This window comes from Spirillospora sp. NPDC046719 (genome assembly GCF_040645715.1).
Classification (GTDB): domain Bacteria; phylum Actinomycetota; class Actinomycetes; order Streptosporangiales; family Streptosporangiaceae; genus Spirillospora.
The window spans coordinates 1-14276 of sequence record NZ_JBEYYT010000237.1 but is presented as its reverse complement, the minus strand read 5'-3'; the positions used below and the strand labels follow the sequence as shown (position 1 = coordinate 14276).

Sequence of the window (14276 nt, the reverse complement as noted above, 5' to 3'; positions counted from 1 at the left end):
GGCGGCCGTGCGGGTCGCGGACGCGAGCGCGCCGCGCGCCGCGCCGATCAGCGCGGAGATGCAGGTCAGGCCGCCGACGGCGGGAAGCGGGACGTTGTGCTGCGGCGCCTGCGAGGTGTGGTTCAGCCCGCCCATCACCTCCTTGAACAGCGCCGTCCGGTGCGCGGGCACGAACGCCTCCTCGACCGCGAGGGTGTGGCTGCCGGTGGCCCGCATCCCGACGGCGTCCCAGGTCGGCTCGTAGGTGTAGTCGGCGCGGGGCACCGCGAAGAAGCGCGGTTCGACGCCGCCGGACGCCGGCCCGGCGATGAGCGCCCAGTCGGCGAACTCGACGCCGCTGACGTAGCGCCAGCGCCCGCGCAGCAGGAAGCCGCCCTCGGTCTCCTCGGCGGACCCGGCGGGCACCAGGCCGGGGACGAGCAGCGCGCCCGGCGTGCCGTCCCACAGGTCGCGCTGGCCGTCGATCGGCAGGTGGGCGGCGAACCGGCCGGTGTAGGCGAACATCGCGGCGCACCAGGCGGTCGACGCGCACGCCTCGCCGAGCTCGACGACCGCTTCGGTGAGCTCGCGGAACGTGGACTCGGCGCCGCCCCAGCGGGCGGGCACGAAGTGCCGGGGCAGGGCGGTCGCGGTCACCGCGGCGACCGCCTCGCCGGACAGCCGGCCGGTGCGGTCGGCCTCGTCCGCGTGGGCGGCCGCGGCCCGCACCGCCGCGTCGAGGGCCGCGCGCTCGTCGGTCATGGTCGTGGTCACGGTCATCACTCCAGACGGGTCACCAGGTCACGGGCAGCGCCTCGACGCCGTACACGAGCCCGCCGTCCTTGAAGGACAGCTCCTCGAACGGGACGGCGAGCCGCAGGTCGGGCAGCCGGCGGTAGAGCGTGCGGAAGACGACCTCCAGCTCCAGCCGCGCCAGCTCGGACCCGAGGCACAGGTGGCGGCCGTGGCCGAAGGCCAGGTGCTTGCGGGACCCGCGGGTGATGTCGAGCTCGTCGGGGCGCTCGAACGCCTCGGGGTCGCGGTTGGCGGCGGCGGTGAGCGGGAAGACGCCCTCGCCCTCCCGCACCTCGGTGCCGGAGATCGTCAGGTCGGTGCGCGCGACCCGCGCCGTGGTGAGGTCGGTGACGCTGAGGTAGCGGAGCAGCTCCTCGACGGCGGCCGGCGCGAGGTCGGGGTCCTCGCGCAGCAGGTCGAGCTGGCCGGGGTGGCGCAGCAGCGCCAGCGTGCCGAGCGCGATCATGCTGGCGGTGCTCTCGTGGCCGCCGTTGAACAGCAGCCGGGTGAGGTGGACCAGCTCGTCGAAGTCGTCCTCGCGCGGGAAGGCGCCGGTGAGCTTGGCGACCAGGTCGTCCCCGGGCTCGTCGTACTTGGCGGCGACCAGGTCGCGGAAGTAGGCGTCGAGCTGGTTGACCGCCTCCTTGCGCTCGGCGGCGGAGGCGGTCCCGCCGAACATCGTCCGGGTGCGGACGTGCAGGAAGTCCTTGTCCTTCGCCGGGATCCCGAGCAGCTCCATGATCACCGAGATGGTGACGGGCAGCGCGAAGCCGGCGAGCAGGTCGCCCGGGGGTCCCGCGTCCAGCAGCGCGTCCACCTGGCCGTCCACGATCTCCTCGACGCGGGGGCGGAGCAGCTTGACGCGCCGGACGGTGAAGTCCTTGGCGACCCGCTTGCGGTACTCGGTGTGCCGCGGGGGGTCCATGCCGAGCAGGGACGAGTTGAGCGTGAAGTCCTTCGGGATCGGGAACGGGGCGGGGAAGCCCGGGTGGCCGCGGTCGTTGCCGAGCCGCTCGTCGTTCAGGGCCTCCCGGACCTCCGCGTACCGGGTGACGACCCAGGTCGGCTCGCCCGCGGAGCGGGGGACCCGGGTGAGGCCCGGCCGCTCGCGGCACTCGCGGTGCCGGTCGGGCGGGGCGAACGGGCCGGGGCGCCGCCAGGGGAAGGGGGCGCCGCGCGGCTCCTCTTCCTGCGCGCGGGCGTCTTCCTGCGGGGGGGCGTCGTACGGGCATTCGCGGTCAGGCATGGTCGCCTCCTGGAGTGAGGGTGGCGGCGAATGTCGCGAGCGTCTCGCCGGGGCTCGGGCCGTCGATGGCCGCGCGGATGCGCCCGGCGGCCCGGCCGTGCCGGGCCAGCTCGACATGGGCCAGTTCCACGTGGGTCGCGTCCGGCCCGCGCCGGGTGAAGGTCACCTCGACGCGGCTGGCCCGCTCGTCGTCGTCGATGGGGCGGAAGTCGCCGTCGATGCGCCACGTGAGCACGAGGCGGTGCGGCGGCTCCCAGACCAGCACGCGGCCCCAGTCGAGCTCGGAGCCGTCGGTGGAGCGCTCGTACCAGCGGCCGTCCGCGCGCGGTTCGAAGACCACCCGCTCCCGCGCGGCGACCAGCACGTGGCTCTCCGGCCACCATTCGGTGGGCCGCCCGGTGAAGTGCGCGAAGGCGCGCTCCGGCGGGACGGGGACGTCGACGGACTTGCGGACGGGAGGGACCGTGGTCCTGGTCGCCGGCTGGCTCGCATCCATGGCCCCAATCTCGCCCGTGTCCGTCGACGTCCTGTCGGGATGCTGTCGAGGGCCGTGCCCCGGCAGGTCCGGCGCCGGGGGCTCATCCGCGCGCGGCCTGCTCCTCGTCGCGGCGGACCTTCGGGACGGCCAGGGCGGCGGCCGCGCCGATCAGCGGGAACAGCGCGGAGACCAGCAGGGCCCGGTCGAAGCCCGCGGCGAGGTCCCGCGCGGTGGCGTGCGCGCCGTGCGCCACGTCGGAGGTGTGCGCGGCCGCGACGACCGCCAGGACGCCGAGGCCGAGCGCGCCGCCGACCTGGCGGCTGGTGTTGAGCAGCCCGGAGACCAGGCCCTGCTCGCGGTAGCCGACCTCGGAGGTGCCCGCGACGGTCATGGACGCCGACACCAGGCCCTGGCCGATGCCGAGGACCAGCGTCGGGCCGAACAGGTCGGCGAGGAAACCGGCGCCCGCTCCGGCGCCCGACAGCCAGGCCAGCCCGGCCGCGGACAGCAGCAGCCCGGCGACCAGCAGCGGCCGCGGGCCGACCTTCGGCACCAGCGGGGCGATGCCGCGCGCGGCCACGACGATGCCGAGGGACAGCGGCAGGTACGCGAACCCGGTCTCCAGCGGGCTGTACCCGAGGACGAGCTGGAGCAGCAGCGTGAACAGGAAGAACGTGCCCCACAGGGCGGCGGTGCTGGTGAACGCGACCAGGTTGGCCGCCGTGACGGAGCGGTTGCGGAAGATGCCGAGCGGCACCAGCGGGTGCGTCCTGCGGCGGACCTCGTTCACCGCGAACAGGGCCAGCAGGACGACCGCGAGGCCGAGGCTCACGATGATCTGCGGCGAGTCCCAGCCCTCCTTCTCGGACCGGACGATGCCGTACACGAGCAGGATCAGCCCGGCCGTGATGGCGAGGGCGCCGGGCAGGTCCATCCGGCGGTCGTCGTCCTCCTTGCGGGACTCGGTGACCGCGTACGCCGCGCCGACCGTCAGCAGGACGCCGACGGGGACGTTGACGAGCAGGATCCAGCGCCAGGAGAGCCATTCGGTGATGGCGCCGCCGACCAGCGCGCCGATCGCGCCGCCGCCCGCGGCGACCGCGCCCCAGAGCCCGAACGCCCGGGCGCGCCGCTCCTTGTCGGTGAAGGTGGTGCCGAGGACGGTCAGCGTCGCCGGGGCCATGACGGCGGCCCCGAGCCCCTGGACGCCCCGTGCGGCCAGCAGCGAGGCCGGGTTCCAGGCCAGGCCGCCGGCCAGGCTCGCGAGGGTGAAGACGGCGATGCCGCCGAGGAAGACCCGGCGCCGCCCGTAGATGTCCGCGAGCCGCCCGCCGAGCAGCAGGAATCCCGCGAACACGATCGTGTACGCGTTGATGATCCATTGCAGCGAGTCGGTCCGGAAATGCAGGGCGGATCTGATGGAGGGAAGCGCGACGTTCATCACCGAGGCGTCCAGCACCACCAGGAACTGCCCGGCGCAGCAGATGGCGAGGACGAGCCCGAGCCGCTCTGACGTGCCCCTCTCGGCAACCGTCGTATCGGTCGTCACCGAGGATCACTCCTCTTCGGTCGACGGGGCGTTCTCTGACGCCGCGCTTGATAACCGAAGGCGGGCGGGAGGAAACGCGTTCGCGCGGACCGCGGAGTACTCCTTTCGATACCCCCCGGCGCGCCGGAAGGCGCACGCGGCGATGGGCGTTCGGGAGCATCCGGCTCACCGAACGACGATCGGGCGCTTAACGGCCGCTTTCCCGGCAAACAGCGGCGAATGTCATGAAAGGACCGCGACAGAACGACGGAGGTCGAAACTCGGATGCTGCGCTTCAAGCTGCTCGGCCCGCTGGAGGTCGCGGGCGGCGGATCGGCGTTCGCACCGACGGCGCCGCGCGTGCTGAACACGCTCGCGCTGCTGCTGGTGCGCACGGGCCGCGTCGTGCCGCTCGACACGATCATCGAGGAGCTGTGGGGTGAGGACCCGCCGCGCAGCGCGGCGCGCACCGCGCAGACGTACGTATACCAGATCCGGCGCTGGCTGACCGCCGGCGACGGCCCGGCGCCGGGCAGGGAGGTGCTCGTCACCCGCCCGCCCGGCTACATGCTGCGGGTCGCGCCCGAGCAACTGGACCTCAGCCGGTTCGACCGGCTGCTCGCCGAGGGCCGCGCGCTGCTCCAGGACGGCCGCTCCGCCGACGCGGTGGAGCCGCTGTGCCGCGCGCTCGACCTGTGGACCGGTCCCCCGATGGCGAACGTCGAGCTGGGCCGGGTGCTGGAAGGCCACGCGGCGGCGCTGGACGAGCACCGCGCCCACGCGCTGAACCTGCGCATCGAGGCCGACCTGCGCCTCGGCCGGCACCGCGAGCTCATCGGCGAGCTGCGGTCGCTCGTCGCGCTGAAACCGTACGACGAGTGGTACCACACGCTCCTGGTGTGCGCGCTGGCACGTTCCGGCCGCCGCTACGACGCCCTGGAGGCCTTCCACGCGGCCCGCCACATCCTCGCCGAGGACCTGGGGCTCAGCCCGTCGCCCGAGCTCAGCGAGGTGCACGCCGCCGTCCTGCAGGGCGAGCAGCCCCGGACGCCGCTCGCCTGCACGGCGGCCGCGGACGCCGGCCCCGCCCGGGCCGCGGCGGCCGTGCCGAGGCCCCGGGCCCCCCGCAACGCCGGGCTGCCGTCCGCGCAGCCCGTCCACTGACCGGAGAACCCACTCACCGAAGGGACGCACCAGTGCCGACCACCATCGCGCCCGCCGAGCTGCGGGCCGACATCGACGCCTTCTACGCCTGGCACATGCAGCTCCTCGACGCCGGAGAGGTCGAGGAGTGGGCGGAGGCCTTCACCCCCGACGGCGTCTTCGACGCCCAGGGCCACCCCGAGCCCGTCCGCGGCCGCGACGCGATCCGGACGGCGTCCCGGGCCGTCGCCGACAAGCTCGCCGAGGCGGGCATCGTCCGGCGCCACTGGCTCGGCATGAGCCACATCGTCCCGGAGGACGGGAACGTCCGGGTGCGCAGCTACGCGCTGGTGTTCCAGTCGAGCCGGGAGAAGGGGACCGTCCTGCACGCGAGCACCACCTGCGAGGACGTGCTGGTCCCCGACGGCGGTTCCTGGCTGATCCGGGAACGGGTCGTACGGGTCGACGGAATGTCCTGACCGGGGAATTCCCGAACGCCGGAAAGGCGCACGCGAAAGAGCCGGCGGCCCGCACGGGCCGCCGGCTCTTTCGCCGTTCCGGTTCCTACACGGTCTCCCCGATCCTGGCGTTGACGAATTCCAGGTATTCGCGGGGCGTCTTCAGTTCGGCGGTCTCCTCCTCGGGCAGTTCGACGCCGAGCTTGCGCTCCACCTGCGCGGTGGTCTCCATGACGGCGAGCGAGTCGTAGCCCAATTCGGAGAAGGGCACCTCCAGAAGGTCGTCCGAACCGTCCTGCAGAGCCTCCGCTTCGCCCGCCGCCGCGCGCAGGGCGTCCTTCAGGTCGTCGAGGGTCAGTTCCTTCATTTCCCGCTCCTTTCGTTCTCCGCGTACCGCTTGGCGGCGCGCAGGGTCGCCCTGCTGTTGGCGCCGAGCGTCTCGCGGATCTTCCTGCGCACCGCCGGCAGGTCCATCCCGCCGGCGGCCGGTCCTCCCAGCGCCCCGGGGTCGATGACGACCGTGTGCCGGGACGTGACGCGCACCGCGCCGTCCCCCGCGGGCTCGAACAGCCACTCGCCGTTGTGCGTGCGCATGACGGGAGGCGTCGTGGTCTGCTTGTAGACGATGCGCTCCCCTGGCACGCACACCCGGCCGGACGCGGTGGTGTGCGCGGAGCCGTCCGGCGACCGGGTGTCCATCTCCATGAACTGGAGGCCGGGCTCGTCCTCGGTCAGCGCGACGCGCGCCACGTGCGGGAGCCGCTCGGGCCACCGGTCGCACTCGTTGACGAAGTCGTAGGCCGCCTGCAGCGGGCCGTGGACGAGTTCGCCGTCGCTGAACTCCAGGGTCAGGTCGGCGTCGGCGCCGGTCTCGGCCGCGTGCCTGAGCGCGTCCAGCTCCTTGCCGCTGTTGGCCTCGACCGCGCCGTCGATGAGCGCGAGGGCGTCGGGGTCGTCGTCCACGGCGGAGTAGTCGTGGATCAGGACGACGTGGGAGCCGCCGCCCTCGCCGGGCTCGATCCGCCAGGTCCCGTGCATCGCGGCGACCGGCGCGCTCGGCTCGGCCTGCGCGAACGCGACGGTCCGCGCGCCGGGGTCGAGGGCGCGCTCCGACACCCAGGTGCGGAGCGCGCCGTTGGCGAGCGCCCAGATCCGGATGCGCTCCGCGCGGTCGTCGCCGGAGAGCCGGACGGCGTGCACGGTCGGCGGGAAGTGCACCGGCCAGGACGTCACGTCCGCCACGATCCGGTAGACCGCGTCCGGCGGCGCGTCGATCCGGGTGGCGTGCTCGGTGTGCCGGACGGTCGGCGAAGTGCCTTGTCGTACGGTCATGGCGCTCCTCAGAAGTTGCCGAGCCCGCCGCACACGTTGATCGCCTGTGCGGTGACCGCGCCGGTGTCCGGACCGGTCAGGTAGGCGACCATCGCGGCGACCTCGTCGGGCGTCGTGTAGCGGCCGAGCGGGATCTTCGCCTCGAAGCGGGCCAGCACCTCGCCCTCGGTGACGTCCCAGTAGTCGGCGTAGCCGCGCCGGATCGTCTGCGCCATCGGCGTCTCGACGTAGCCGGGGCAGACGGCGTTCACGGTGACGCCGCTCTTGGCCAGCTCCAGGCCGAGCGCCTTGGTGAAGCCGACGACGCCGTGCTTGGACGCCGAGTACGGCGCGCCCAGGACGACGCCCTGCTTCCCGGCCGTGGACGCGATGTTGACGATGCGTCCCCATTCGGCGTCCTTGAGCCCGGACGCCAGGAACTCGCGCGTCACGCGGAAGACGCTCGTCAGGTTGGTGGCGACGACGTCGTCCCACAGCTCGTCGGGGATCTCGGCGGTCTGCCCGCCGCCGCCCCGGCCGACGTTGTTGACCAGGACGTTGATCCGGCCGGCGGCGTTGGCCTCCTCGACCGCGGACCGGATCTGGCCCGCGTCGCGGACGTCGCACGCGGTGCCGTCCACGTCGCCGCCCTCGTCGCGCAGCTCCTTGACGGTCCGGGCGACGGCCTCGGCGTCGCGCGCGCAGATGAACACCCGCGCGCCCTCGCCCGCCAGCCGTCCGGCGACCGCGCGGCCGATGCCGCTGGTCGCCCCGCTCACGAAGGCGTGGCGTTCGCGCTGTCCACTCATCGTCCCTCCTCCTTCTCTTCGGCGTTGCCGTCACCGGGCGGCAGCTCCGCCCGGATGACCCCGGCCAGTTCGGCGGGGGTCGGGTTGTCCATGACCGCGGTGGTCGGCAGCTCGATCCCGAGCTCGCGGTTGACGCGGTTGCGCAGGTCCACGCTGAGCAGGGAGTCGAAGCCGAGTTCCTTGAACGCGTCGTCCGGTCCGACGGCGCCGGGCTCGGGGTACCCGAGGATCTCCCCGGCGGTGTCGCACACGGCCGCGGTCAGGACGCGTTCCAGGTCGTCGCCGGAGACGCCGCGCAGGCGCTCCGCGAGACCGGTGCCGGACGCCTCGTCCTCGGCGGCCGGCTCCGGGGCCTCGCCGACGATGTCGGCGAGCATCGGGACCGTGCCCGGCCGCACGTCGCGGACGTCCAGATGCACCGGGACGAGGTGCTCGCGGGACGACCGCAGCGCCGCGTCGAACAGGGCCAGCCCCCGTTCGGCGGGCAGCGGTGCGATCCCGGTGCGGCGCAGCCGGTCGACCTGCTCGCCGGACAGGTGCCCGGTCATGCCGCCCTCCTCGTCCCAGAGGCCCCAGGAGAGCGAGACGGCGGGCAGGCCGCCGGCGCGGCGGTGGCGGGCGAGGGCGTCCAGCCAGGTGTTGGCGGCGGCGTAGTTGGACTGCCCGGGCGCGCCGAGCACGCCGACCGCCGAGGAGAACATGACGAACGCCGTCAGATCGGTGTCCCGGGTCAGCTCGTGCAGGTGCCAGGCGGCGTCCACCTTGGGGCGCAGGACGGCGTCCACGCGGTCGCCGGTCAGCGTCGCGGCGAGCCCGTCGTCCAGGACCCCGGCGGCGTGCACCACTGCGGCGGGCGGATGCTCGGCCAGCAGGCGGGCCAGGGCGTCGCGGTCGGCGATATCGCAGGCGGGGAAGGCGACCTCGGCGCCGAGGCCGGTCAGCTCCGCCTCCAGGTCCGCGACGCCCTCGGCGGCGCGTCCCCTCCGGCCTGCCAGGACGAGCCTGCGGACGCCGTGTTCGCGGACGAGATGCCGCGCCAGCAGAGCGCCCAGCTTCCCCGTGCCGCCGGTGATGAGCACCGTTCCGGCGGGGTCGAACGCCGCAGGCGGCGGGACGGTGAGGACGAGCTTGCCGATGTGCTCGGCGCGCCGCAGGGTGCGCAGCGCCTCGGGCGCCCGCCGCACGTCGTGGGTCTGGATCGGGAGGGGCTGCAAGGCGCCGTCCTCGTGCAGGTCGAGCACGGTCCGCAGGACCTCGCCGACCCGTCCGGGCTCGACGCTGAGCAGGTCGTACGCGGCGTACCGGACGCGGGGATGCTCGGCCGCCACGGCCTCGGGGTCGCGGATGTCGGTCTTGCCGATCTCCACGAAGCGGCCGCCGGGGCGCAGCACCCGCAGCGAGGCGTCCACGGTCTCGCGGGCCAGCGAGTTGAGGACGACGTCGATCCGCCCCCGGAACCGCTCCTCGAACTCCAGGTCGCGGGACGAGGCGATGTGGTCGTCGTCGAGGCCGAGATCGCGCAGCACGTGCTGCTTGGGCGGGCTCGCGGTGGCGTACACCTCGGCGCCGAGGTGCCGGGCGAGCTGGACGGCGGCCAGCCCCACGCCGCCGGTGGCCGCGTGGATCAGCACGCTCTCCCCGCGTCCCAGCTCCGCGATCTCGGCGAGGCACTGGTAGGCGGTGGCGAAGACGATCGGCACCGACGCGGCGCGGGCGAACGTCCAGCCCGGCGGCATCGGGACGACCTTCCGGGCGTCGGCGACCGCGACGGGTCCGTGCGAGCGCTCGAACACGCCCGCGACCCGGTCTCCCCGGCGCAGGGTCGTGACGCCGGGGCCGGTCTCGGTGACGATCCCGGCTCCTTCGCTGCCCATGGTCCGTTCGGTGGGGACCAGGCGCAGCGCTACGGCGACGTCCCGGAAGTTCAGCCCGGACGCCCGGACGGCGATGCGGACCTCGCCCTCCCCGAGCGGCCGCGCGGCCTCGGGCGCGGGGACGAGCGCCAGGTCGTCCAGCGAGCCGCGGCGGGTGACGTCCAGCCGCCAGGCGCTCCCGTCCGGGACGTCCGGCGGGGTGAGTTCGTCGTCGTCGGCGGGGGCCAGCCGGGGCGCGTACAGGCGGCCCCGCCTGACGGCCAGTTCGGATTCCCCGGTCGCGAGCGCCCTGGGCAGCGCCTCCTCGGAGCGCGGGTCGCCGTCGCCGTCGATCAGGACGAGGCGTCCCGGCCGTTCGGCGCGGGCCGAGCGCACGAGCCCGGCCACCGTCGCCTGCGCCAGCCCGGCCACCTCGTCGTCCGGCAGGACGCGTTGCGCGTTCCTGGTGACGACGGCCACCGCGTCGGAGTCGGGGATGTCCTGGAGGCGCTCCAGGACGGCACGTGCCGCGCGGTGGGCGTCGTCCGGCAGGGGTCCGTCGAACTCGGGAACGGGCACGACGTGCACCTCGGGCGCTTCGGGCACGTCGCCGTCGGGCTCGTCCGGCAGCTCGGCCCATCGGGTCTCGTAGAGGCCGCCGGGCGCGTCCCCGGCGAGCGGCCGCAGGTCGAGCGACTCCACGGCGGCGACCGCGCGCCCGTCGGCGTCGGCGGCGTCCAGCCGGGCCGTCCCGTCGCCGTCGCGGGTCAGCCGCACGCGGAGCGACGAGCCGCCGGCGGGCCGGCAGGTGACGCCCTTCCAGACGAACGGGACCTCCGGCGGCCCTTCGCCGGGCAGGAGCAGCGGGTGCAGGGCCGCGTCCAGCAGCGCGGGGTGGACGCGGTGCCCGCCCCGGTCCTGGTCGGAGCCGACCTCGGCGTAGAGGTCGTCGCCGTCGCGCCACGCGCGGCGCAGGCCGCGGAAGGCGGGGCCGTAGCCGTAGCCGCGTGCGGCGAGCCGGTCGTAGGCGCCGTCCAGCGGCAGCGGGTCCGCGCCGGGCGGCGGCCAGTGCTCGGCGTGAGGCATCGGCTCGGGCTCCGCGCCGTCGTCCAGGGGTCCCGCGTCGCCGTCCAGGGTCCCGGTCGCGTTCCGCGTCCAGTCGCCGGCGCCGCTCGGCCGGGACTCGATGACGACCGACCGGTCCGCTCCCGCCAGGAGGCGGACCTCGACCTCGCCCGAGGCGGGGACGCCGAGCGGTCGCTCCAGCATCAGCTCGCGCAGGCGCGCGTGGCCGATCCGGGCGCCCGCCGAGCAGGCCATCTCGACCTGGGCGGTGCCGGGCACCAGGATCTCCCCCGCCACCTCGTGGTCGGCGAGCCACGGGTGCCGGGCGACGGACAGTCTCCCGGTGCGCAGGAGGCCGCCGCCGGGCAGTTCCACCTCGGTGTCCAGCAGCGGATGCCCCGCCTTCGCCGCGCCCGCGACGCCCGCCGCGCCCGCTGCCCCGGCCCCGGCGGGCCGCCAGTAGCGCTGGGGCTCGAACGGATAGGTCGGCATCGGGACGATCCGACCCTCGGGGGCGAACACGCCCCAGTCCACGCGTACGCCGTCCGCGTAGGCCGCGGCGGCGGCGGTGAGGAACTGCGCGAGCCCGCCGGCGTCCCGCCGCAGCGTGCCGAGGACGGTCACGTCGCGCTCCCCCGCCGCCTCGGCGACCGCGCGGGCCAGCACGGGATGCGGGCCGACCTCGACGAACCGCGTGTGCCCGGCATCGATCAGCGCGCGCACGGCGTCGTGGAACCGCACGGTGCCGCGGATGTTGTCGAACCAGTAGCGCTCGTCCATCGCCCGGTCGAGCGGCCCGCCGGTCAGCGTGGACCACAGCGGGACGGACGGGTCGGCCGGGTCGAGCCCGGCGAGGTCGGCGAGGAGCGGGTCTCGCATCGGCTCCATGGCCTCGGTGTGCGAGGCGTAGTCCACATCGACGAGCCGGGCGTCGACGCCCGTGTCCTGCAACCGGGCGACGAAGGCGTCGAGGGCGTCGGCGTCCCCGGCGACGACGGTGGAGGACGGTCCGTTCACCGCGGCCGTCCAGACCCGGTCGGGCAGCTCTATCTCGTTCGCGGGAAGCGGCACCGACGCCATGCCGCCGCTGCCCGCGACCTTTCGCAGCGCCTGGCTGCGCAGGCAGACGACCTTCGCGGCGTCGTCCAGCGACAGGGCGCCGGACACGCAGGCGGCGGCGATCTCGCCCTGCGAGTGGCCGACCACCGCCGCCGGGCGCACGCCGGCCGACTCCCACAGCCGGGCGAGCGACACCATGACGGCGAACAGCGCCGGCTGGACGACGTCCACCCGGTCCAGCGGATCGTTCTCCAGCACGTCGCGCAGCGACCAGTCGCAGTGGGCCGACAGCGCCCGCTCGCACTCGGCCATCCGGTCGCGGAACACCGGGGACTCGCGCAGCAGGTCGAGGGCCATGCCTCGCCACTGCGCCCCCTGCCCGGGGAACACGAACACCGGACCGGACGCCTCGCGCGCCTCCGCCCGCACGACGGCGGGCGACCGGTAGCCGCGCACGGCCGCCGGCACCCGGCCCTCGCCCGCCAGGGTCTCCAGGCCGTCCATGAGGTCGTCGCGGGTGTCGCCGACGACGGCGGCGCGCCATCGCATCGGCGTCCGCGCCGCGAGCGTCCGGGCGATGTCGGCGGGCCGCTCCTCCGGGTGCGCGGCCATGAACGCGCGGACCCGCTCGGCCTGGGCGCGCAGCGCGGTGCCGGTGCGGGCCGACAGCGGCAGCGGGACGGGGCCGGGACGATCCGGCTCTCCGGCGGGCGGCGCCGCGGCCTCCTCGACGATGACGTGCGCGTTGGTGCCGCTGATCCCGAACGAGGAGACGGCCGCCCGGCGCGGGCGGTCCGCGCGCGGCCAGGGCACCGGTTCGGTCAGCAGGGCGAGGCCGCTCTCTTCCCAGTCGACGTGCGGGGACGGCGCGCCCACGTGGAGCGTGCGGGGCAGCCGCCCGGCGCGCAGCGCCTCCACCATCTTGATCAGCCCGCCGATGCCGGCCGCCGCCTGCGCGTGCCCGATGTTGGACTTCAGCGAGCCCAGCCGGACCGGGTCGCCCCCGGCGCGGGCGGCGCCGTAGGTGCGGGCCAGCGCGCCCGCCTCGATCGGGTCGCCCAGCGCGGTGCCCGTGCCGTGCGCCTCGATCGCGTCCACGCCCTCCGGTCCGATCCCGGCGCGGTCGAGCGCGTCCCGGATGACCTGCTCCTGGGCGGTGCCGTTCGGCGCGGTGAGCCCGTTGCTGGCCCCGTCCTGGTTGACGGCGCTCCCGCGCAGGACGGCCAGGACGGGACGTCCCGCCCGCCGGGCGTCGCCCAGCCGCTGCAGGACGGCCAGCCCGGCGCCCTCGGCCCAGGCCGTGCCGTCGGCGTCGGCGGAGAACGCCTTGCAGCGGCCGTCGGAGGCGAGGCCCTGCTGGCGGCCGAAGTCCAGGAACATGCCGGGGGTCGCCAGCACGGTCACGCCGCCCGCGAGCGCGGTGTCGCACTCGCCCTGCCTGATCGCCTGCGCCGCCATGTGCACGCTGACCAGGGACGCCGAGCACGCGGTGTCCACGGTGACGGCCGGGCCGCGCAGCCCGAGGACGTAGGCGATGCGCCCGGACGCGACGCTGGGCGCGGTGCCGGTGAGCCGGTGGCCGCGCGTGCCGTCGTCGGGTTCGGCGAGGCGCGGGCCGTAGTCCTGGGCGGTGGCGCCGACGAAGACGCCGGTGCGGCTGCCGCGCAGCGTGGCGCGGTCGAGCCCGGCCCGTTCGAACGCCTCCCACGCGGCCTCCAGCAGCAGCCGCTGCTGCGGATCGATCCCCGCGGCCTCGCGCGGCGAGATCCCGAAGAACGCCGCGTCGAACTCGGCGGCGCCGTCGAGGAACCCGCCAGCGGCCGGCCCTTCCGGCAGCTCGTCGAGGTCCCAGCCGCGGTCGTCCGGGAACGGCCCGATCGCGTCGCTTCCGGCGTCCACCAGCCGCCACAGGTCCTCCGGCGAGCGCACGCCGCCCGGATAGCGGCAGCTCATCGCGACGATCGCGATGTCGTCCTCGTTCTCGCCGGGCTCGGTGGGCTGGCCGTCGGCCTGCCGGGTGCCGGGGGCGGGGTGCGCGGTGCCGGGCTCGGGGCGCAGGGCGTCGGCGAGCTCGGCGGCGGTGGGGTGGTCGAACAGCAGCGAACCGGGCAGGTCCCGGCCGAGGGCGGCCGACAGCCTGTCGCGGATCACCACGGCCATCCGCGAGTCCACCCCGAGCTCCCGGAACGGCACGTCCGGGTCGGCCGCCGCGCCGGCTCCGAGCGCCTGTTCCAGGGTCTCGGTGACCAGCCGCCGCGTGTCGGTCTCCGGCGCGGCGGGACCCGGCGGGTCCGCGACGGTGTCGAGCCAGTACCGGTCGCGCTGGAACGCGTACGTCGGCAGATCGACGAGGCGGGCGTCCGGACCGAAGAAGGCGTCCCAGTCCACCCGGCCTCCGGAGAGGTGGATCCCGGCCAGGGCCGTCACCGCGCCGGACACCTCGTCCTGCTCGCCCGGCATGCAGGGCAGGGCGGTCACGGCCGGATCTGACACGTTCGCCGGGATCAGGTCGGTGAGCGCGGTGCCGGGCCCGGCCTCGACGAACCGCCGCG

Annotated in this window: 10 protein-coding genes; 2 read left to right on the top strand and 8 right to left on the bottom strand. The window is 75.2% G+C overall.

Annotated features, from left to right (window positions below):
• From ABZ914_RS31940 to ABZ914_RS31925, 4 genes are all read right to left on the bottom strand, one after another.
• Nucleotides 1–753, bottom strand: a 753-nt coding sequence (locus ABZ914_RS31940; protein WP_500197769.1) for an acyl-CoA dehydrogenase family protein, incomplete at its 3' end; no start/stop codon positions are given.
• 19 nt (nucleotides 754–772) lie between these two features.
• Entirely contained in the window at nucleotides 773–2020 is a 1248-nt protein-coding gene (locus ABZ914_RS31935; RefSeq protein WP_500197767.1) for a cytochrome P450, read from the bottom strand.
• On the bottom strand, nucleotides 2013–2516 hold the full coding sequence (locus ABZ914_RS31930; RefSeq protein WP_500197766.1) for an SRPBCC domain-containing protein: 504 nt from the start codon (nucleotides 2514–2516) through the stop codon (nucleotides 2013–2015). Before ABZ914_RS31930 ends, ABZ914_RS31935 begins: the two co-directional genes overlap by 8 nt.
• A gap of 82 nt (nucleotides 2517–2598) precedes the next feature.
• Nucleotides 2599–4047, bottom strand: coding sequence for an MFS transporter (locus ABZ914_RS31925; protein ID WP_500197765.1), 1449 nt, complete (start codon nucleotides 4045–4047; stop codon nucleotides 2599–2601).
• A 264-nt stretch (nucleotides 4048–4311) separates the two neighbouring features.
• Between ABZ914_RS31925 and ABZ914_RS31920 the strand changes: the two genes are divergently transcribed.
• Both ABZ914_RS31920 and ABZ914_RS31915 read left to right on the top strand, forming a co-directional pair.
• Nucleotides 4312–5190: an AfsR/SARP family transcriptional regulator gene (locus ABZ914_RS31920; RefSeq protein WP_500197764.1), complete on the top strand. Its 879-nt coding sequence runs from the start codon at nucleotides 4312–4314 to the stop codon at nucleotides 5188–5190.
• Between the two features lie 32 nt (nucleotides 5191–5222).
• Nucleotides 5223–5648 carry a nuclear transport factor 2 family protein gene (locus ABZ914_RS31915; RefSeq protein WP_500197762.1) on the top strand — a complete coding sequence of 142 codons (426 nt, stop codon included), beginning with the start codon at nucleotides 5223–5225 and terminating at the stop codon, nucleotides 5646–5648.
• A gap of 85 nt (nucleotides 5649–5733) precedes the next feature.
• Here ABZ914_RS31915 and ABZ914_RS31910 read toward each other — a convergent pair whose 3' ends face one another.
• From ABZ914_RS31910 to ABZ914_RS31895, 4 genes are read right to left on the bottom strand one after another with little or no spacing between them, the layout of a single operon-like run.
• Nucleotides 5734–5994, bottom strand: a complete 261-nt coding sequence (locus ABZ914_RS31910) for an acyl carrier protein (protein ID WP_190855112.1) — start codon at nucleotides 5992–5994, stop codon at nucleotides 5734–5736.
• The gene (locus ABZ914_RS31905; RefSeq protein ID WP_500197760.1) at nucleotides 5991–6959 is read right to left on the bottom strand and encodes an aromatase/cyclase; all 969 of its coding nucleotides are present in this window, start codon (nucleotides 6957–6959) and stop codon (nucleotides 5991–5993) included. Before ABZ914_RS31905 ends, ABZ914_RS31910 begins: the two co-directional genes overlap by 4 nt.
• 8 nt (nucleotides 6960–6967) lie before the next feature.
• A complete protein-coding gene (locus ABZ914_RS31900) occupies nucleotides 6968–7747 on the bottom strand; it encodes an SDR family NAD(P)-dependent oxidoreductase (protein ID WP_190855108.1) in 780 nt (259 codons plus the stop codon).
• Entirely contained in the window at nucleotides 7744–14202 is a 6459-nt protein-coding gene (locus ABZ914_RS31895; RefSeq protein WP_500197759.1) for an SDR family NAD(P)-dependent oxidoreductase, read from the bottom strand. The genes ABZ914_RS31900 and ABZ914_RS31895 overlap by 4 nt, the downstream gene beginning before the upstream one ends.
• Nucleotides 14203–14276 lie beyond the last annotated feature (74 nt).

Coding starts and splice junctions, on each gene's coding strand:
- ABZ914_RS31935 (WP_500197767.1), bottom strand. CDS start 2,020: ATGCCTGACCGCGAATGCCCGTACGACGCCCCCCCGCAGGAAGACGCC.
- ABZ914_RS31910 (WP_190855112.1), bottom strand. CDS start 5,994: ATGAAGGAACTGACCCTCGACGACCTGAAGGACGCCCTGCGCGCGGCG.
- ABZ914_RS31930 (WP_500197766.1), bottom strand. CDS start 2,516: ATGGATGCGAGCCAGCCGGCGACCAGGACCACGGTCCCTCCCGTCCGC.
- ABZ914_RS31900 (WP_190855108.1), bottom strand. CDS start 7,747: ATGAGTGGACAGCGCGAACGCCACGCCTTCGTGAGCGGGGCGACCAGC.
- ABZ914_RS31920 (WP_500197764.1), top strand. CDS start 4,312: ATGCTGCGCTTCAAGCTGCTCGGCCCGCTGGAGGTCGCGGGCGGCGGA.
- ABZ914_RS31905 (WP_500197760.1), bottom strand. CDS start 6,959: ATGACCGTACGACAAGGCACTTCGCCGACCGTCCGGCACACCGAGCAC.